The 19,727-nt window shown below is 39.0% G+C and carries 18 protein-coding genes; 5 read left to right on the top strand and 13 right to left on the bottom strand.

Going from position 1 to position 19,727, the window contains the following annotated elements:
- Nucleotides 1-55 precede the first annotated feature (55 nt).
- A complete protein-coding gene (locus tag IGL07_RS02420; protein WP_010817038.1) occupies nt 56-2,242 on the bottom strand; it encodes a PBP1A family penicillin-binding protein in 2,187 nt (728 codons plus the stop codon).
- Nucleotides 2,243-2,584: 342 nt separating this feature from the next.
- Between IGL07_RS02420 and IGL07_RS02415 the strand changes: the two genes are divergently transcribed.
- Nucleotides 2,585-3,448 carry an RluA family pseudouridine synthase gene (locus IGL07_RS02415; RefSeq protein WP_002381243.1) on the top strand — a complete coding sequence of 288 codons (864 nt, stop codon included), beginning with the start codon at nt 2,585-2,587 and terminating at the stop codon, nt 3,446-3,448.
- Nucleotides 3,449-3,571: 123 nt separating this feature from the next.
- On the opposite strand, the gene IGL07_RS02410 is transcribed toward IGL07_RS02415, so the two are convergent.
- The 5 genes from IGL07_RS02410 to IGL07_RS02390 all read right to left on the bottom strand — a co-directional run bounded on the left by IGL07_RS02410 (nt 3,572) and on the right by IGL07_RS02390 (nt 8,760).
- Nucleotides 3,572-4,126 carry a GNAT family N-acetyltransferase gene (locus IGL07_RS02410; RefSeq protein ID WP_002380085.1) on the bottom strand — a complete coding sequence of 185 codons (555 nt, stop codon included), beginning with the start codon at nt 4,124-4,126 and terminating at the stop codon, nt 3,572-3,574.
- Nucleotides 4,127-4,149: 23 nt separating this feature from the next.
- Nucleotides 4,150-5,658, bottom strand: a complete 1,509-nt coding sequence (locus tag IGL07_RS02405; protein WP_010817037.1) for a phosphoglucomutase/phosphomannomutase — start codon at nt 5,656-5,658, stop codon at nt 4,150-4,152.
- Nucleotides 5,659-5,691: 33 nt separating this feature from the next.
- The gene (gene argR / locus IGL07_RS02400) at nt 5,692-6,147 is read right to left on the bottom strand and encodes an arginine repressor (RefSeq protein WP_002355509.1); all 456 of its coding nucleotides are present in this window, start codon (nt 6,145-6,147) and stop codon (nt 5,692-5,694) included.
- A gap of 141 nt (nt 6,148-6,288) precedes the next feature.
- Nucleotides 6,289-7,806 carry an ABC transporter permease/substrate-binding protein gene (locus tag IGL07_RS02395; RefSeq protein WP_010817036.1) on the bottom strand — a complete coding sequence of 506 codons (1,518 nt, stop codon included), beginning with the start codon at nt 7,804-7,806 and terminating at the stop codon, nt 6,289-6,291.
- Nucleotides 7,807-8,760 (bottom strand): ABC transporter ATP-binding protein, encoded by a 954-nt coding sequence (locus tag IGL07_RS02390; protein WP_010711996.1) that lies wholly within the window; start codon nt 8,758-8,760, stop codon nt 7,807-7,809.
- Nucleotides 8,761-8,996: 236 nt separating this feature from the next.
- Between IGL07_RS02390 and IGL07_RS02385 the strand changes: the two genes are divergently transcribed.
- On the top strand, nt 8,997-10,016 hold the full coding sequence (locus IGL07_RS02385; protein ID WP_002355505.1) for an acyltransferase family protein: 1,020 nt from the start codon (nt 8,997-8,999) through the stop codon (nt 10,014-10,016).
- A gap of 182 nt (nt 10,017-10,198) precedes the next feature.
- Here the strand turns inward: IGL07_RS02385 and IGL07_RS02380 are convergent, their stop codons facing one another.
- From IGL07_RS02380 to IGL07_RS02365, 4 genes are all read right to left on the bottom strand, one after another.
- Nucleotides 10,199-10,432 (bottom strand): hypothetical protein, encoded by a 234-nt coding sequence (locus IGL07_RS02380; RefSeq protein WP_002355504.1) that lies wholly within the window; start codon nt 10,430-10,432, stop codon nt 10,199-10,201.
- Nucleotides 10,433-10,575: 143 nt separating this feature from the next.
- Nucleotides 10,576-11,991 (bottom strand): dipeptidase PepV, encoded by a 1,416-nt coding sequence (pepV, locus tag IGL07_RS02375; RefSeq protein WP_002358655.1) that lies wholly within the window; start codon nt 11,989-11,991, stop codon nt 10,576-10,578.
- A 133-nt stretch (nt 11,992-12,124) separates the two neighbouring features.
- The gene (locus IGL07_RS02370; RefSeq protein ID WP_010817035.1) at nt 12,125-12,859 is read right to left on the bottom strand and encodes a pseudouridine synthase; all 735 of its coding nucleotides are present in this window, start codon (nt 12,857-12,859) and stop codon (nt 12,125-12,127) included.
- 108 nt (nt 12,860-12,967) lie between these two features.
- The gene (locus IGL07_RS02365) at nt 12,968-14,617 is read right to left on the bottom strand and encodes a putative polysaccharide biosynthesis protein (protein ID WP_002364837.1); all 1,650 of its coding nucleotides are present in this window, start codon (nt 14,615-14,617) and stop codon (nt 12,968-12,970) included.
- A gap of 203 nt (nt 14,618-14,820) precedes the next feature.
- Here IGL07_RS02365 and IGL07_RS02360 point away from each other — a divergent pair, with 203 nt between their 5' ends.
- Nucleotides 14,821-16,347: a UDP-N-acetylmuramoyl-L-alanyl-D-glutamate--L-lysine ligase gene (locus IGL07_RS02360; protein WP_010817034.1), complete on the top strand. Its 1,527-nt coding sequence runs from the start codon at nt 14,821-14,823 to the stop codon at nt 16,345-16,347.
- A gap of 64 nt (nt 16,348-16,411) precedes the next feature.
- Here the strand turns inward: IGL07_RS02360 and IGL07_RS02355 are convergent, their stop codons facing one another.
- Entirely contained in the window at nt 16,412-16,984 is a 573-nt protein-coding gene (locus tag IGL07_RS02355) for an alpha/beta hydrolase (RefSeq protein ID WP_002358653.1), read from the bottom strand.
- Nucleotides 16,985-17,014: 30 nt separating this feature from the next.
- On the opposite strand from IGL07_RS02355, the gene IGL07_RS02350 reads away from it, so the two are divergent.
- The gene (locus IGL07_RS02350; RefSeq protein ID WP_010817033.1) at nt 17,015-17,989 is read left to right on the top strand and encodes a ring-cleaving dioxygenase; all 975 of its coding nucleotides are present in this window, start codon (nt 17,015-17,017) and stop codon (nt 17,987-17,989) included.
- Nucleotides 17,990-18,101: 112 nt separating this feature from the next.
- The gene (locus IGL07_RS02345; RefSeq protein ID WP_002355495.1) at nt 18,102-18,275 is read left to right on the top strand and encodes a hypothetical protein; all 174 of its coding nucleotides are present in this window, start codon (nt 18,102-18,104) and stop codon (nt 18,273-18,275) included.
- Nucleotides 18,276-18,350: 75 nt separating this feature from the next.
- On the opposite strand, the gene IGL07_RS02340 is transcribed toward IGL07_RS02345, so the two are convergent.
- Both IGL07_RS02340 and IGL07_RS02335 read right to left on the bottom strand, forming a co-directional pair.
- On the bottom strand, nt 18,351-18,821 hold the full coding sequence (locus IGL07_RS02340) for a C-GCAxxG-C-C family protein (protein ID WP_025187164.1): 471 nt from the start codon (nt 18,819-18,821) through the stop codon (nt 18,351-18,353).
- A 52-nt stretch (nt 18,822-18,873) separates the two neighbouring features.
- Entirely contained in the window at nt 18,874-19,602 is a 729-nt protein-coding gene (locus IGL07_RS02335) for a YebC/PmpR family DNA-binding transcriptional regulator (RefSeq protein WP_002361233.1), read from the bottom strand.
- Nucleotides 19,603-19,727 lie beyond the last annotated feature (125 nt).

Here is a 19,727-nt window from a genome sequence, read left to right as displayed (position 1 = left end):
CCTCTTTTCTCAATAGTTTCATCTTTATTGTACCATTTCTCTTAGGTTTTCCCAACTAATTTCCTAATAAGCCTCCGAAAATTCCTTCAATCTTGTCTTTGACTTTTTTCGCGCCGTCTTTAATTTGTCCCCCAACTTCATTCAATGTATCTCCGAAATTGCTAGCGCCATCTTGAACAGAGTTTCCAAAGTCTTTTAAGTTATCCCGCCAATTAGAATTGGCACCACCGGTTAAACTATCGTTGCTATCAACAACTTTCCCACCTGTGGCATAAGCATCCGCGACAGGAAATTGTGCTTGTTTGACTTGTGGCAAGATGCCACTGGCTTGACTGTTGAACACCTGAGAGGCATATGTGGCGCTACTACCTTCCAGATAATGGGTTTTACTGGTTTCTTGGAAGCCTAACCAAGTAGCAATGACAACTTCTGGTGTATAGCCAATCACCCACTGATCGTTCGTTTTACTACTATCGAAGTTGGTTTCTGTCGTACCTGTTTTACCAGCCATTACGTAGCCTGCTGGTTGTGCGTTGACCCCGCTCCCAGAACTAAAGACCCCTAGTAGCATACTTGTAATCCCATCTGCAACATCTTTGGTAATGACTTGCTCTTTCTTGACTTTCGTATTATCAACTACAATTGCGCCAGTTGAGTCGACGATTTTTGTAATTAAATGCGTTTCAGTTTTATAGCCTTCATTGGCAAAGGCACTATAAGCTCCCGCCATGGTTAGTGGCGAAACACCCGTTTGTAATCCCCCAAGTGCTAAACCATAATATCGATCTTTTTCTGATAATGGAATGCCAAATTTCTCTGTTTTTTCATAGCCTTTATCTAAACCAATTTGATGTAATAACCATACCGCTGGTAAATTTAAGCTTTCTCCTAAGGCTTGGTACATAGGAACTTCTCCACTGTACGTGCGGCTATAGTTTTGCGCTGGATAATAATCTTGTGGTTTATCTTCTAAAACAGAGTCTGGTTTATAGCCAGCCTCTAAAGCTGGTGTATAGACAGAAATTGGTTTTAAGGACGAGCCTGGTGAACGTTTTGTTTGCGTTGCAAAGTTAAAGCCTCGATAAACGTGTTCTCCTCGACCGCCCACCAGTGCTTGCACGCCGCCGGTTTTCGGATCAATGGCTACAGAGCCACTTTGAACCATGGCACCATCTTCTGCATTGGGTGGAAATAGTGCATCATTTTTATAAGTTGCGTCCATCGCATCTTGATACTCCTGATTTAAAGAAGTGTAAATCTTGTAGCCCTTATTTAAAATATCTTCTTCTTTAAATTTATAACGATTGACTGCTTCATCAATTACCGCATCAAAATAATATGGATATTTGTAACTATTTTCGTCGCCAACATAGGTGTCATTTAATAGACTCGCTAAGTTAACACTCGCTTCTTGATTGGCTTCTTCTTGAGATAGTTTTTTATTGTCGACCATTAGTTGTAAAACGGTATTCCGTCGCGCTGTGGCATTGTCAATGTAATCAATTGGGTTATAAATTCCTGGCCCTTTTAACATGCCCGCTAGCGTTGCGGCTTCCCCCACTGTAACTTGAGACGCATCCACGCCAAAATATTTACGAGCTGCATCTTGCACGCCCCAGACACCATTACCAAAATAAGAATTATTTAAATACATTGCCAAGATATCTTTTTTCGAATATTTCTTTTCGATTTCAATCGCTAAGAATAATTCTCTGGCTTTCCTATCTAACGTTTGTTCTTGCGTTAAGTAAGCATTTTTGGCTAATTGCTGCGTAATTGTACTTCCGCCACCACCGCCACCGATTTTCCCGAAGGTCAATTTTCCAACAACCGCACGGGCAATCCCTTTGATGGAATACCCTTTATGTTGATAAAACCCGCGATCTTCAGTTGAAATAACCGCATCTTGAATATAAGGAGAAATATTATCCAGTTCCACAAAAGTCCCTTTTTGTCCGAATAATTTTCCGACTTCTTTTCCTGATTCATCATAAACGCGTGTTGATTCACTTAGCCCCGATTTTAGGGTCTCAACGTTTGCGGACTTGGCTAAGTAAAATAAATAAATACTGGCACCTAAAGCGACTACCAAACCAATTAACAAGAAAATTTTATTGATTTGATACTTTTTCCAAATCCGCTTTCTGGCTTGATGGAATTGTATTAAATAAGGCTTTATCCACGTCCAAAAATGACGTAATCCGACACCGACTTTACTAAAAAATTGTTTAAGATTGTCCATAGTACTCCCTCTGTTTACGTTTCTTGGCTAAGTCTACCATATTCTTGTGGGTACGACCTAGGTCTAAAGCATGAAAAATTCTTGAAAAACAATTTCAATGGTCTTTTCGCTGTAGCAAAGGAAATGTGGCCTTCACTAGAGGTAAATAATTGCTTACGCTTAGAAACGAGTCTTTATTTAGCCTCTATTCTATCATGCTTTTCTTCGTTTTTTATGTAAATTTGTTTAAGAATCTCTCAAGGAACTGCCTTTCTAACAAATTTCAGCTTTTTTTCCGTTCTGACTTGACCTTTTTAGTAGCTTTGTTACACTAAATAGCGAATCAGTGAAAGGTGGGATTTGGTGGAATATTCAATGAGATTACCTGAAAATTTTTCAACAATGACTGTAAAAGAACTATTAGAAAATGAGTGGCTAGTCCCTCGAAAAGTGCGCCATTTTTTACGCACGCGAAAAAATGTCAAAATCAACGGAGAAACAGCTGCTTTTCATTTTCCAGTCCAAGCTGGCGATTGTGTCACCTTAACGTTTGAAGAAACCGATTATGTACGTCCCACTATTCATTTGGGGGAAGCAACGCATGTGAAAGTTCTATATGAAGATGAACATTTAATGATTGTAAATAAACCTTATGGCATTAAAACCCATCCAAATCAGCCACAGGAAACAGACACCTTGTTAAATCATGTTGCTGCCTATTTAGCCGAAAAAAATCAGGTCCCTTATGTCGTTCATCGATTAGATAAAGAAACCAGTGGTGCGATTGTCTTTGCTAAAAATCCTTTTGTCTTACCTATTTTAGGGCGTTTATTAGAAACAAAACAAATTTACCGCCAATATCAAGCGATTGTAGCTGGTCACTTTAACCAAAAAGAGCAGACAATCAATCAGCCGATCGGTCGTGATCGACATGATCGCCGGAAACGACGGATTGATCCTCAAAAAGGGGATTCAGCGATTACACATGTCCAAGTGGTCCAAACTCTTTCTAACAATCAAACCGCAGTTACCTGTGTTTTAGAAACAGGTCGGACGCACCAAATTCGGGTCCATTTAGCTAGCGAAGGGCATCCAATTATTGGTGATCCGTTATACAACCCAAAATCGCAGGCAGCTCGTTTAATGCTCCATGCTTCACAACTTCATTTACTCCATCCGTTTACAAAAAAACAAATCGTTGTGACTGCAGCGCCTGGCCTATGGTAAAAAAACAGAAGAAATTGGACGGTAACCGCCGATTTCTTCTGCTTTTTTATTTTACCGCACATTCACTGCTGAGAACGGCATATCTGCGTTTGCTCAGTGTCTTGGTGTTAAACAGTTCCTGAGCTAACTCTCAGCCTTAATCATTTGTAGCCACTCTTTTTGTAAAATTCCGTAATTGTAGATATCCAGCCATTGGCCATCTTGAAATAACGCTTCTCTATCAATTCCTTCTTTTTTGAAGCCTACTTTTTCATAAACATGAATCGCGTTTTGATTGTTACTATTGACAGCTAATCTGATTTTGTGCAAGCCCAATTCATAAAAAGCAAATTTACAAATTAAAGACACCGCCTCAAAGCCATATCCTTGACCACGTTGCTCTTTTTGTAAAATAGCAATCCCTAAATTGGCCCCTCTATTTTTCAACTGTACATCAGACAACGAAACCCAACCAATAAATTCCTCTGTCGTATTTTCTAAAATAGCAAATAGAAATCGATCATCTTCTCCTTTATTAATTGTGAAATCTTTCCATTCTTCAAGCCCCCACGGATGTAAAGCATCCCAGCTCAAATGCCGAAGCAATTCATTATCCCATTGCTGCTTTGCAATATGTTCGATATATTCTTCTCTAAAATGAGAAAAGCCAACGTGTTTTCCTTTTAAAACATTTTCCATAAGAACACCTTTAATTTCCTAGATTATTTTTCTATTTGCTGACTATCTATTTCCTCGTATTTTTGTAAAAAAGTGGCAATTTTTTCGATGACACACGCATTTTTATCGCTTTGGTCATTCTCTACCTGAAGAACAAGCAACGGTTCATGCAGACTTAAGCGTAGTAAAAACCACCCACTGCCATATTGACCAGACACGTTTCCTCGAACACCTTCTTGGTTTTCACGGTCCACAGCAAAGTCTGCTTGATTTTCTACAAACAATTCAAAGTCTCGCAAGACTTGTTGCCCATAACAAGTAACATTCTCCGCAGTAATTTTGAAGCGAAATTCGTTGGTTTCTGCTGGTTGCTTCAATGTAGCAATTAGATCACCTAACGTTTGATTATTTCGTTTCAATTCTGGTAACAACATTAAAATTTTCGCCACGACATATGCACCATCATCCAGATTGTAGTTTTCTTGAAACGCTGCATGACCACTGGTTTCAATGGCTAACGGTGTCTGAAAGCCCCCATGATTCAATTCAATCATTTTATTAATGACATTTCGGTAACCAGAAATATAACGAATCTGTTGGCCGCCTTTTTCTTCAATAAATGTTTTTAAATGACTTGAGGTTGGCGAATTTGTCACAATATAACTACCAGGCGCTTCTTTTAAAACAATTGCCGCTAAAACAGCAATTAAATTATTTCGGTTTAGTACCTCACCTGATTGGTCCACCACGGCCGAACGATCTACATCTGTATCAAAAATAATGCCCAAATCTGCTTGATTAGCTAAAACAGCCGTTTGAATACTTTTCATTGCTTCAGAATTATCTGGATTAGGTACATGATTAGGAAAATGCCCATCTGGTTCTAAAAACTGTGATCCCGTCGTATCAGCGCCCAAAACTTGAAGAACCTGCTCCGCAAAGAAGCCCCCAGCCCCATTACCCGCATCAACGATAATTCGAAAGCCCTGTAAAGGTTTCTCTTCGGGCGAATGAATTCCTTGGCGGATTTTTGCCACCAAATGCTCCGCATAAATTGGCAGTAACTCTTGCTTCATCAGTGTGCCATTTTCATTGGCTGTCAGCGGATCAGTATGAGATAAAATATACCGAATATCTTCTTTCTCTGCTCCACCTTCTGCTGTGAAGAACTTCAAGCCATTAAAATAGTAAGGCAAATGGCTAGCTGTAATCATAATCGCTGCATCACATTGAAGCGTTGGAAATTGAGTAGCCATAAACATAGCAGGCGTCGTAGCTAAACCAACGTCAATCACCTGAATACCTAATGAAAGAAACGTATCTACTAATGCTTGCTTAATCGGCTCCGCCGTTAGACGACTATCATGTCCGATTGCAATTGTCAGGCGCTGTTGTGCCTTTCGTGGCAGCTGTTTTTTATCCTGTAACCAACGAACCACGCCCACCGCAATTTCGGCTACTGCTGTTGCGGTTAATGTTGCAGTTTGCTCTTCCGTATCCAAAGCAATTCCCCGAATATCCGAACCATTTTGTAGCGCTTTCAATTCTACCAAGAAAAAAACTCCCTTCTATTGATGCTTTCAATTTTAAAAAATCATATTTTCGATGCGTTCGATAAAGTGTTCCGCATCCTCTTCTGAACGTGTAATCACAATAATCGTATCCGCACCAGCCACTGTGCCCGCCACTTCTGGATAAGCTACTTCATCTAAAAAGTTACTCACCACATCGGCATTTCCCATCTCTGTATGCAAGATGACAATAAATTGTACTCGCTCCATTCGAACAACTGAATCTTTTACTGATTCTCTTAATTTCTCTTCACTGCTTGTGCCTTGTGCTTGAGAAAAAATTGCATATTTGACACGACCATCTGCACCATGTGTTTTAACAATACTCATTTCACGGATATCTCTTGAAACAGTCGCTTGAGTGGCTCGGACGCCAAGTTCTTCCAAACGAGTGATTAATTCATCTTGTGTTTCAATTTCTTGTTGCATAATTAATTGTTTAATCAAACGTTGGCGTTCTGCTTTTTTCATATAGACCACTCCTCTCCATTCATTTCTTTTATTATATCCAAAAATGAGTAAAAATACAGGTACTTTTCACATTAAACTCTTTATTTATCTGAAAAAGACTGGATAAATGTTTATATACCAGTCTTTTTCAGTAAAAAATACTTATTTAAGAAGATTCTTTTCTTTTAAATAGTCTTTCGCCACTATGCTAGGATCTTGCCCTTCCACATTGACTTGATAATTCATTTCACTCATTTCTTCTTCGCTAATTTTTCCTGCCAATTTATTCAATATTTCTGCTAATTCTGGATGTTTTTCCAACGTTGCTGTTTTAATAAGTGGTGCTCCTTGATAAGGCGGAAATAACGCTTGATCATCTTCTAACGTTACTAAATCGTATTGTCTCAATTCACTATCCGTTGAATAGGCATCAATCACATTTACCTCACCATTATTAATCGCTTGATAGCGTAACGCCGGTTCCATCGATTGGACATTCAGATTTAAATGATATTTTTCTTGTAATCCCTTATAACCATCTTGCCGATCAATAAATTCTAACGTAAAACCTGCTTTCAACTGATTGCTAATTTTCTGTAAATCACTAATCGTTTTTAATTGATGCGCTTTTGCAAATGAGCGCTTAACTGCGACGGCATACGTATTTTCATAGCGCATCGGTTTCAACAAAGTAAGGTTTTCTTGTTTTTTCAAGCCAGCGCGTGCCGCTTCATAGACTACTTGAGGTTGATTGTCTAGCTGAGGAGGATTTTTTAAAAAGGTCTCGATCACTGTTCCTGTAAATTCCGGATAAAGATCGATTTCATCTGATTTCAAGGCATTATATAAAAAAGTAGTCTTGCCAAAGTTTGGCTTTAACGTCACCTGAATATCGCTATTTTCTTCAATTAAGGCTTTATACATATTAATAATAATATCTGGTTCCGCTCCTAATTTGCCAGCAATTGTTAGCTGTTTTTCCTTTGAAGAAGTTTGTTGATTCCAGAAAAATGAACCACCTAACAAAAGGCCTAAAATAGTACCGCCAATGATTAGTCGCCGCCCATTCGCTTTTTCCAACCAATGAATTCCATAATTAAATAAGACTGCTAGTGCAGCCGATGAAATGGCTCCAATAAAAATCAACGATAAATTATTTCGATCAATTCCTAATAAAATGAAGGTCCCTAAACCACCTGCTCCAATTAACGCTGCCAACGTGGCCGTACCAATAATTAAAACGGTAGCCGTTCGAATCCCAGAAATAATAAATGGTAATGCCATTTGTAACTCAAACTTGAACAGTTTTTCTTTTTTACTCATCCCAAATGCTTCTGCGGCTTCTTCTAACGAAGGATCAATTTCCGTCAAACCAGTATAGGTGTTTTGTAAAATTGGGAATAAGGCATAAATCACTAGCGCAACAATTGCCGGTGGTCGACCAATACCAATTAACGGAATCAGTAAGCCTAGCAAAGCTAAAGAAGGGATTGTTTGGAAAATCCCAGTCACTTGTAACAGACTTTCCGCTAACTTACGATGACTCGTTAAATAAATGGCTAAAGGAATTGCAATCAACGCAGCGAATAATAACGAAATAAAGGACAATTGCATATGCTCGATTAACGCTTGCAGATATTCTTCTTTTCGAGCGAAAAAAGTTTCAATCAGTGCTTGCATCTACTGTCCCTCGCTTTCCAACAGCTGTTCCATAAAACGAGTAATCGTTTTTGAGGTGATACACCCTAAAACTTGTTGTTTTTCTACTAAATTTGCTTTCTCTTGCGCATTAATGAGTTGGACAATCTCTTTTAAATTAGTTTCCATGAAAACAGTCGGCACTGACTCAATCGTCTCATCTGCGGCTTCTAAAAATGCAGTCAAGTCAGCGCCACAATAGTTCGCTAGTTCTGGCGAAGATTGTTTGAAAAATTGACCGACAAAATTATTTTTCGGATGTTTTTGAATGGCTTCTGGCGTATCAACTTGAATAATTTTGCCAGCGTCCATAATACAGATGCGCTCTCCTAACAGTAAAGCTTCATTCATATCATGGGTCACAAAAACAATGGTACTCGCTAACTCCTGATGAAGTTCTTTCACCAAACGTTGAAGATGATGTCTTGAAATCGGATCTAGCGCGCTAAAAGGTTCATCCATTAAAATCACTTCTGGTTCGGCTGCAATGGCGCGTAAAATCCCGATACGTTGTTGTTCGCCTCCTGAAAGCGCTGCTGGCTTACGATGCAGATATTCCTCAGGATTCAGCTGAACTTTTTTCAATAGTTCAATGGTTCGCTCTCTGCGTTGCTCTTTGGGCCATTTTTTCATTTCAGGAATCAACTCAATATTTTCCGCCACGGTTAAGTTAGGAAATAAGGCAATTTGCTGAAGAACATAGCCAATTTTTAGTCGTAATTCACGTAAAGGGTAGTTGGTTACCGCTTGTTCATTGAGAGCCACTTCACCTGTCGTTGGCTCAATGAGCCGATTAATCATTTTCAAAGTCGTCGTTTTTCCACTACCACTCGGCCCTACTAATACAAAAAATTCGCCTTGTTGAATTGTTAAATTCACATCGGACAAAACGGCATTTTCTTGATATACTTTTGAAACATTTTGAAATTTTATCATTTATTTTCACCGCATCTTTCACTTCTTAATAAACAAAATCTTTGGAGGATCGTCACTCTTTCAGTATAATTTAAGACTAACATCCTGCCTAATTTTTTGTTTTAAGCGCAAGTATGTGGGGGCTCATTTAACGGCTGCCGGTTCGTATCTACAATTATCTACTCAATGAATGGAAAAATTGTCCTCTTCTGCCTTAAACAAAAGTGAACTGTTTTCTACTAAAAGGAGTGATCGTTATGGAAAACGACAAGCGAATTTATAAATGGGACAACGTGAAACTTTTTTTAATTTTCTTAGTGATTTTTGGGCATATTTTAGATCGTGAAGCTTCTCCTTCACGACTCATGGAAACGATCAACTTTTGGATCTATTCATTCCATATGCCAGCCTTTATTTTTGTCTCTGGACTCTTTAGTAAACATGCCATTAAACAACGAAAATATCTCCGTTTACTTTCCTTTGTTTGGCTTTATCTCTTAGCGAAGTTGTTGATTACGCTTGCTAATTTCGCCTTTGCAAATAAAATGAATTTTGATTTACTGAACGAAACGGGCGTTCCTTGGTACTTACTTTCCTTAGCAAGTTTCTACTTAATTACCATCTTTCTTCAGCGCGTTCAGCCGAAAATCATGTTGCCCATCATCATTGTTATCGGCTGCGCCTCAGGCTATTTGCCTGTGGAAGGTTTCTTGTCTTTAGGACGGACTCTGGGCTTCTTTCCTTTCTTTTATTGTGGCTACTTAATGGATATTCAAAAGCTACAAACCTTTTTAGATCATCGCAAAGTCAAATGGGCAGCGATAGGCGTAATTTTAAGCTCCTTTTTATTTGTAAATAGTCAATGGTCATTGGCAACGAAATTTTGGGGCTTCTTAACTGGTTGGGCTTCCTACGCTGAAATTAGTCCGGCCTTTGAATACAGTAGTTTCATTCAGCTGTTCTTTTACGTTGCTGCAGCATTGGTGTCTCTTTCTTGGTTTGCATTATTGCCTAAACGAAAGTTACCTTTAAGCGCCCTCGGAAAAGATACCCTCTACCCTTATCTCTTGCATATGCCCTTAATTATTCTGTTGGAAAGTGGTTTGCAATTAGACACACTCTTTAAAGAATGGTTTACTTTCCGAATCCTGGCACTTTTCTTCTTAGCCCTCTTCATTTTAGCTATTACGAATATGCCTGTGGTGAAACGGGGAGCGGATTATCTTTTTAATCCAATTGCATATGTGTTGCCAAAACAATGGTTAAAAGTTAAATAAAAAAAGAAGAGCGTGGGACAAAAATCACTTTGGATTTTTGCTCCACGCTCAAAAACTGTTAAACGGCGAGAGTTGCAATGTTTCACTGTGAAGCATGAACAGATGAAATCATCGTACCTTCTTGGTTCTTGGAGCTAAACAATTTTGTCTCAGCCTCCACTTTTATCTCAGATTTTTTCCAACTATTGAAACAATCCTTTAATTTTATCAAACAAACCATCGGTCGTTGTATCAGCTAACATCGCTGTAATTTTATGATAGTGTTCGCCTAATTCATCTTTATGTTCTTCAATGAATTGTTGCGCATGTTCCACGTTGCCTTCTCCAATTAAATCTTTTGCTTTTTGAACTAGTTCTTCTACGTTCATCTTCACACGTCCTTTGATTAAATAGTTAACAATAAGTGTTTCACTCATTGCGTTTTCTCCTATTTATCGTATCGTGGGATCCCTTGATTTGCAAGAAATTTTCAGTAAATTGACGGTTCTGATTTTGGGTTTTTAAAAGGCAAAAATTGCAAAAAAAGCTGTTTTCGAAAATCGAAAACAGCTTTTTTACTTTACTTCGCTAAACGATAAATCGCATCTGCATAAATAGCAGCTGCTCGGAATAAGTCATCTAATTCCATAAATTCGTTGGCTTGGTGCATTGTGTCTGTGTAGCCAGGGAACATTGCGCCATAGGCAACGCCACGTTTTAATAAGCGGCCATAAGTACCGCCACCAATGATTTGTTCTTGGCCTTTTTCGCCTGTATGGTCTTCGTAAACTTGTAGTAACGTTGCCACCAATGGATCATCAACTGGCACATAATGCGGTTCTTGGTTGCGATCTCCTTGTGTTGCAGTGACCGTTTCACCGACTGTTGCTTGAACTTTTGCTTGTAATTCTTCTGCTGAAGTTCCTTTTGGATAGCGGAAGTTTAATGTTACTAAGCTATTTTCAGGATTTTCTGGATCAAAGTTAACAATCCCAGCGTTCATTGTCAATTTACCCATTTTTTCGTCTTCAAAAGCCACACCTAATTTTTCGCCATAAAAATCTTCATGGATAAATTCAGCAATGGTATTAATAAAGCTATATGCGCCTTCTGCAAAGCTGTAATCATTTAAGAAAGTTGCCAAGAAAGTCGCTGCGTTAATTCCAGATTGTGGGCTAGCCCCGTGAGCACCTTTACCAACTACATGGAAAGTCACTGTTTTATCTGAAAGTTCTGCGTTACCTGAAATTTTTGCTTCTTGTTTGATGAATGTTTCAAAGCTAGCAGCTAGTGAAGCCGCTTCGTCTGCTGAAGCAGCCGTTACAACAGCATCTGCTGTTCCCGGAACCATGTTTTCACGTAAGCCAGATTTGAAGCTTTCTAATTTATAATCAGCGCCGTTACCGCCTCGGAAAGTTAAACGAATAGTCACATTTCCTTTTTCCCCATTAATAATTGGGAACTCAGCATCTGGTGAGAAACCAAAGTCTGGTGCTTCTTCATGTTGGAAATAGTAATCCATGTCGCCCCAGCCGCTTTCTTCGTCACTTCCTACTACGAAGCGAATTTTTTTAGACACGGGTAAGCCTAATTCTTTGATAATTTTCATTGCGTAATAAGCAGCCATACTTGGACCTTTATCATCGCTTGCACCACGTGCATAAATTTTGCCATCTTTAATGACTGGTTCATAAGGATCTGTTTCCCAACCATCACCAGCAGGAACAACGTCCATATGACCAAAAATCCCTAACGTTTCGTCGCCTTCACCATATTCAATGTGTCCAGCGTAATTGTCGACATTTTTCACCGTAAAGCCATCACGTTCACCATACGCTAACATGTGTTTTAAGCCAGCAACTGGCCCAGGTCCAAAGGGCGCTTCAGGTGTTGCTTGCGCATCATCACGTTCACTGTTGATCCGTAATAAGTTTTGTAAATCTTCTAATAAGTCGTCTTTACGTGCTTCGACTTCTTTTGTCCAATCAATTGTCATTTGTTGTCACTCCTATTCATAAAGTTCTACATAGTCAATCATACCATTTTATGCAGAAAAAGAAAGAAACCCGACACTATTTTTCGAGAAATTTTTTATCTTTTCCGCAGAAAGGGCTGTGTTTTTGTTTATTTTAATTGAGGTATGATTTTTTAGGTTGTAGTTGTTGCAATTCGGCTTCTGTTAAGGGCCGATATTCCCCTAGTTCTAACGTTTCATCCAACCATAGTTCGCCCATTCGTAATCGTTTTAAATACGTCACAGGTTTGCCTACAGTGGCTAACATCCGTTTGACTTGATGAAATTTCCCCTCTTGAATCACTAAACGGACTACGGAAGTCCCTTCTTCCTCATTGATCGTCTCAATGACTAAACGACTTGGTTTAACCATTTCTCCATCTTTCAAGGCAAATCCTTGCGCAAACAGTTGACAATCTTCCGCTGTCACAAGTCCCTCAACTTCAGCTAAATATTCTTTATCCACATGCTTTTTGGGTGATAATAATTGATGCGCTAACTGGCCATCATTTGTTAACAGAAGCAAGCCTTCGGTATCTTTATCCAAGCGACCAACTGGGAACAAGTCGGCACGGTAATCCTGATCAGTTAACAAGTCAATTACCGTTTCATCTCGCTGATCTTCCGTCGCAGAAATGACACCTTGTGGTTTATGCAACATGTAATAAAAGAATTTCTGATACGTAAGAATTTCTCCCATCAAGGCAATTTGATCTGTTTCTTCATTTACTTGTGTTTTGGCTTCTTTTACGACGTCACCATTCACCGTAACGACTTTTTTCTTTAACAATTGTTTGATTTCTTTACGACTACCGATACCAACATCGGCTAAAAATTTATCTAAACGCATCGTCATTCCTCTTTCCTTTAAAAAAATAGCTTGGGACATAAATCGAATCGATCGATGTCTCAAGCCTTGTCTCTTAAGAGAATCTGCTGAAAGGAGTTCAATCAGCTATTATTTAATATTGAATTTTGCACGTAATTTTGCGGCATTTTTCCCTAATAAACGATCAGCTAAGCGAATCTTCAAGACCGAATAGCCATAAAAAGCGCCTCCTGCAGCAGCCACAATTACAACGATAATGAAGGCTTGGAAACGTCTAGTTGGATCTAAAAATAGATACAAGAACTGACGGAAAATCAAAGCGATAATCATCATGATGACTGTAATACAGAACATTAACAATGTTCGCCGTAAGGTTAATTTGTAATTAAAACGTGTCACTTGACGAATTCTTCTTAGAATCAATACGCAAGAAACCGTAAAGCCAATCATCGTTGCTAATAACGGACCGTAAACTTCAAATAAACGGATTGCGGGGAATTGCACGATTAATTTCACTGCTAAACCAATTCCTAAATAACGCATTGCGTCACGATTTTCATACATCCCCATTAACATATTTGACACTAACATATACAAGCCCAAGAATAAACTAGCATAACAAGCTTGCACTAATAAAGAAGTGCCTAAAGCATCTGGCATGTAAAAAACAGTGTATAGTGGTTGCGCTAAAACAATCATACCAAACGTTGCTGGCAACATTACAAACACAAAAAGTTGTAAATTATTACTAATCAAACGCGCTAACTCACGGTGATTTTTTAAGGTGACCGCTTCTGTAATCAACGGTAATCCAGTAGCCGAAATCGAAGTTGCTAAAGCCACGACAATCATGGTTAATTTGTCCGGATTGGCATTAAAAATACCGAAAAGCTCTCGTAATTGGGTATCTGAATAATCCGTAAACAAACGCATAAAGTTTGAGAAAGTAAACTGATCGACAAGTTTAAAGACAGTTACCCCTGAGCCAACTACGATAAAAGGAATCGCCTCTTTAAAAGTTTCAATCAATAACTCTTTTGGAGCAATTTCATGTTCATTGGCGCTGTGTTCTTCTAAATAATCAAATAATGGTTTTTGTTTGTACATGTAATAACCTAAAACCGCAAAACTTGCGAGCATCCCAATAAATGCCGCAAAAGTGGCTTGGGTCACCGCTGTAACGTAATTACCTTCAAAGACTTTCATGATAATAAAAGCAGTTAATAACATGTAAAAAACTCGTGCTACTTGTTCAACAATTTGTGATAAAGCAAAGGGCATCATTTCTTGATTTCCTTGGAAATAACCGCGAATGACACTCATGCTTGGGAAAACTAAAACGGCTAAACTTAATGAACGCATTGTTGGAACTAATTCAGGTCCTCCGCCAGACAAAGCTGCTAATGCCGGAGATGCCAAATACATCACAATAGCAAAAACCACACCTAAGCCACCCATTAGTTGTAAGGCACGATAAAAGAGCTGTCGACTAATTTTATATTCGTTCAATGAATTATAATGCGAGGTCTGCTTGGCAATCGCACCTGGAATTCCGGCGGTAGAGATCATTAGGAATAAGGCATAAATCGTATACCCCATTGAAAACAAACTGTTCGCTTCGTTTCCGTGCTCGCCCATCCAAGCGTACCAGGGGATGATGTAAATCGCCCCTAACATGCGGGAGATAATATTACTAGCTGTCATCCAAGCTGAGCCTTTGACCATTTTTTCTTGGTTCGTCAGGATTGGTTGATCAACTGAATTTGGTTGATTGATCATTTTGTCCTCCAATATTCTTTGAGTATGCTTTCTTTATTTTAATTGTTCATCTTGGGATATGCAACGACTTTCTCGAAGAATTATCCTATTTTAACATTTCTCATGGATTTTCTCACGCTAACGAGATGGTTTTTTTAAAAGAAAAATAATGCTATAATGACATCAGTTTTGAAATTTCGTTGAAACGTTTGGAGGCAAAAAAAGTGACGATTTCATTATTCGCAATTCGCGATTGCTTAGAAAAAGAAGATTTATTAAAAGAATTTATTTCACCAGAAGGCTGGCACTTGACTCTTTCCGACACGTTAGGTCAACGAGAAGTAACGGCTCTTTCTTACGATTCGAGAGACGTAACAGCAGAAACACTCTTTTTTTGTAAAGGATTAAACTTTAAAGAAATCTATTTAGAAAATGCTGTAAAAGACGGCCTAGAAATCTATGTTTCTGAGGTGCCTTATGAGGTTCCGGCGCAACTAGGAATTATCGTGACTGACATTAAAAAAGCAATGGCTGTGTTAAGCATGGCTTTTTATGATTATCCACAAAATAAATTAAAACTGATTGGCTTTACTGGAACCAAGGGTAAAACAACAGCGGCTTATTTCACCAAATATATTTTAGATGTTGCTACACAACAAAAAACAGCCTTGCTTTCTACCATGAATTCGACATTAGATGGCAAAACATTCTTTAAATCTGCATTGACTACACCCGAATCTTTGGACTTGTATCGAATGATGGCAACCGCTGTTGCTAACGGGATGACTCATTTTATTATGGAAGTTTCTTCCCAAGCCTACAAAACTAATCGTGTCTACAAGTTATTTTTTGATGTCGGCATTTTTTTAAACATTACACCCGACCATATCAGTCCAATTGAACATCCAACCTTTGACGATTACTTTTATTGCAAACGTCAATTGATTACACATTCTAAAGTCATTGTGTTGAATCACGAAGCTGATTATTTTCCATTACTTAAAGAAACCGCACAACAGCAAAAAGTCCCTGCCATTGTCTATGGCAGTCAGCCAGCTTCAGAAGTTGACTATTCATTCGCTGTTTCTTCAGAGGATTCCTTACGTTTTATCGTTGAAAGTCCTGCAGATGCGTTAGGATTGGCCGGCTCTTATCACCTTCGTTTAGGTGGTGATTTTAACAAAGGTAATGCGTTAAGTGCGGCGATTGCTAGTGTCCTTGTGGGAGCTTCAAAAGAAGAGTGTCAACAAGGGATCGCAGCAACCACCGTCCCTGGCCGGATGGAATCTTTAACGAATACCAATGGTGCAACCGTCTATGTTGATTACGCTCATAACTATGACAGTTTGAAGAATCTTTTAACCTTTGTCCGTGAAGAACATCCTGACGGCTGCTTAATTGTTCTTGTCGGTAGCACGGGAGACAAAGCGATTTCTCGCCGCAAAGACTTTGGTAGGGTTCTTTCTGAATTGGCTGATGTTGCAGTCCTAACAACCGATGACCCAGCCAGTGAAGATCCAGCAAAAATTTGCCAAGAAATTCAAACCCATATTACCAAAGAAATGCCTGTTTACACCGTTTTAGATCGTGGCGAAGCAATTGCTCACGCATTATCTTTAAGCACAACGGCTGATGATGCGATTGTCTTAGCTGGTAAAGGCGCCGACCTTTATCAAAAAGTAAACGGCGTAGATGAACCTTACGCAGGAGACTTTGCCCTTGCGGAAGCTTTCATTAATAAAAAGAACTAAATCATTTAAACACACATGAAAAAACAAGCTGCAACCACTTATCAACAAAGGTTGCAGCTTGTTTTTAAAGAACTTCTTTTATTTTCGTTACTTCTTCTTCCGATAACCCATGACCGCCATCAACGAGCAAAAAGTCGACTGGAAAATGTTTCTTTAATTGATTAGCTAAAGAAAGAACTTGTCCCGGAATACTCAACTCATCCTGAGCCCCTGTTGTGACAATCACTTTTGTCGCAAACTCACCAGATACATATTGATAGCCTAAATTGCTTGGATGCAGTAAAATAACAGTGTTAGCAATAGTCGGGTTCTTTTCTAATAGGCCTAAAATAAAATTGGCACCGTTAGAGTACCCTATAAAAATAACTTCATCGTATAACTTTTGCGGTTGCCAAACTTCTTCTAGAAACGCCGTCACTCGCTCATCAAAGTTAGCACGAGGTAATGCTCCATTGACTAATGGCGCAAAAAAGCGTCGCTGTTCGCCTACACCTTCTGTCCCTAAGTAACTTAGAACACTCGCTTCTGGATAAAGGGTTGCGATGGTGGTTAATAATTGATATTCATTGCCACCAGTACCATGAAAAGCGACAACTAATTGATTAGGTTTCGACCCTTTTTGAAAAAATTGTTTCATTTAATAAACCTCCAAGAAAGGAATTTTACTATGTATGCACAAATTCATCACATCTCTATTTTAAATCGATTGATAAAGCCTACATTTGACTTCTATCATAATACACTGGGATTAAAATTACTAATGAAAACGATCAACCAAGATGACCACACCATGTATCACTTGTTTTTCTCAGATAATGAGCAACGAACAGGTACCGAATTAACTTTTTTTGAATTGAATGATGGCCAAGATCAATCCTTTGGGACAAATACAATTGAACGAACTATTTTAAAAGTACCAACGCGCGCCTCTTTGGATTTTTGGGCAGAACGTCTTGAGCAAGCGGGTATCTGCCACTATGGTGTGGAAACATTTAACCAACACCCAATTTTGCGTTTTGAAGCGCCCGATAATACGCAAATGGCGCTTGTTCCGTTACGTGAATTTGAAAATGCGGAAAATTATTTTCCAGCTGAGCATGCTGAAATTCCAGTAGAACATGCAATTTTAGGCATTGATGCAATTCAATTACGCGTCCAATATGCCGCAGCTACCAAACAACCTTTAGTGGATTATTTACATTGGCATGAAAAAGAAACAGTACCTTTTTTTGAAACTGCGCATGAAGTAACCGTTCTGGAAAATCATCATCCACAGTTTTATCAAGAGGTTCATATCATTGATGACCGAACCAATCCGCTTGCCATTGAAGGAATTGGTGGCGTTCATCACGTCGCCTTTGGGGTGGAAGATACGCAAGAATTAACGCAAGTTGATAGCCTGTTGGATGAAAAGAATTTTACAAACTCAGGAATTAAAGACCGCGAATTTTTCAAATCATTGTATTTTAGAGAACCGAACCACTTATTATTTGAAGTAGCCACACAAAAAGGCCTGCTAGATGCCGAAGCCTATGAAAATCAAAGTCCAAACTTTGATGAAATCCCCCTTTATTTGCCTCACTTTTTGGCAGATCAAAGAGAACGAATCGAAGCGATTTTAGCACAACAACGCCATGAGTAAACAAAAATAGCGGTTCTAACCGCTATTTTTGTTTTTTAATATCCTATTATTGCCCTTTTTTGAAAAAAAGGAGTACACTAATAGTAGATGAACTGCGCAAGGAGGTGAGTACATGTTATCTAAGGAAGAAGTTCTACACTTATTGAACGAAGCAAAAAAAGAAGTCGATCGTTTAGAAACAAACCGCCAAGAAGATTTAGGTAATTCAATCAACTATATTGAAAATGAATTACAGCTCCAACGTGTCTTATCTCAAGTGGAAGCTTATGAAAAAGTACTTGGTTAATTGATTATGCATTAAATGAGAGAGGAGCAACCAGATTCATTCACCTGAATCTGGTTGCTCCTCTCTCATTTTTTACTAGACTAATTCGTAAGCAAGTTCTCGTGCAATAATTTTTGCGGTTGTTTCAGCGATTTCTCCAGTAAAGCCAATGCATTGTTCCATATGCTCAGGTGAACCCATCGTCATTTTACTTGTCAAAATACTGCAGCAAACCACTCGATGATTTTGTCGAAAACTTTGATGCAATTCGTTGGCTAAAGTCATCGTTTTATTTACTTGTTCTCCTTTGGCTTCTGTCCGACCAAAAAAGTAGCCCAGACACATAACCCCGCCTGAAAGAGCACCACAAATACACTTCGCTCCTCCAACACCTACAGGAAACCCAGAAGCCATGGCCACAGCTTCAATGGGAATCTCCGCATCGAAGTGTTGCCGAATGGTCGCCACAATCGCTTCCGAGCAATAAAAATCACCGTTACGATAATAGGCTTCCGCTTCTTCCCTGATTGCTTGTAAACAAATTCTCTTTTTCAAAATGCCCTCCATTCTGTATCCGCTTTCATTTTATGAATAAAAGGACGCCAAGCATCCCTTTATTTTATAGATTTTCTGCAGAGGTAAATACTTCTGACACATCATCATCGTCTTCTAACTTGTCAACCAAGCGCTCTAATTGCGCTTTTTGTTCATCGTTCAAGGTTAGTAAGGTTTGTGGAACCATTGTTAATTCAGCTTGTGCTAATGAATAACCTGCTTGTTCTAAAGCATCGCGAACCGCTGTAAAATCTTCTGGTGCTGTGTAAATTTCAAATACTTCTGGTGATGTTTCTAAATCCTCGCCGCCTGCTTCCAAAACGACTTCTAGCATGTCGTCTTCCTCAATTGCATGATCTTCTCGCTTAATGACAATATAGCCTTTACGATCAAACATATAATTCACCGAACCCGTTTCACCTAAAGAGCCACCATTTCGAGTAAACGCGACGCGAACATTGGTGGCCGTTCGGTTGCGGTTATCTGTTAGTGCATGAACTAAAACTGCCACGCCACCTGGCCCGTATCCTTCATAAGTTACCTCGTCATAATGTTCCCCTTCACCAGCACTACTGGCTTTTTTTATGGCGCGAGCAATATTATCATTGGGCATATTGGCTGACTTAGCTTTATCGACTGCTAAACGTAAAGCAGGATTCATTGCGGGGTCAGGGCCACCTGCTTTTGCCGCCATATAGATTTCCCTTGAAACTTTTTGGAAAATTTTCCCACGTTTGGCATCTTGCGCATTTTTACGCCCTTGAATGTTGCTCCATTTGCTGTGTCCTGACATCCTTGATTCCTCCTGACTTTTCGTTACTATTCTCCTTTATTCTACTCTTCTTTTCAGTTAGGAACAAGCGCTACCAAAAAAAGACCCTCGCTTATCCATCTTTCTGACGAATAAACGAAGCTCTT

Source organism: Enterococcus sp. DIV1368f, assembly GCF_051712245.1.
In the GTDB taxonomy this organism is placed as follows: Bacteria; Bacillota; Bacilli; order Lactobacillales; family Enterococcaceae; genus Enterococcus; species Enterococcus faecalis.
The sequence above is the reverse complement of the archived record's forward strand: the minus strand, read 5'-3'. Positions and strand labels throughout refer to the sequence as shown.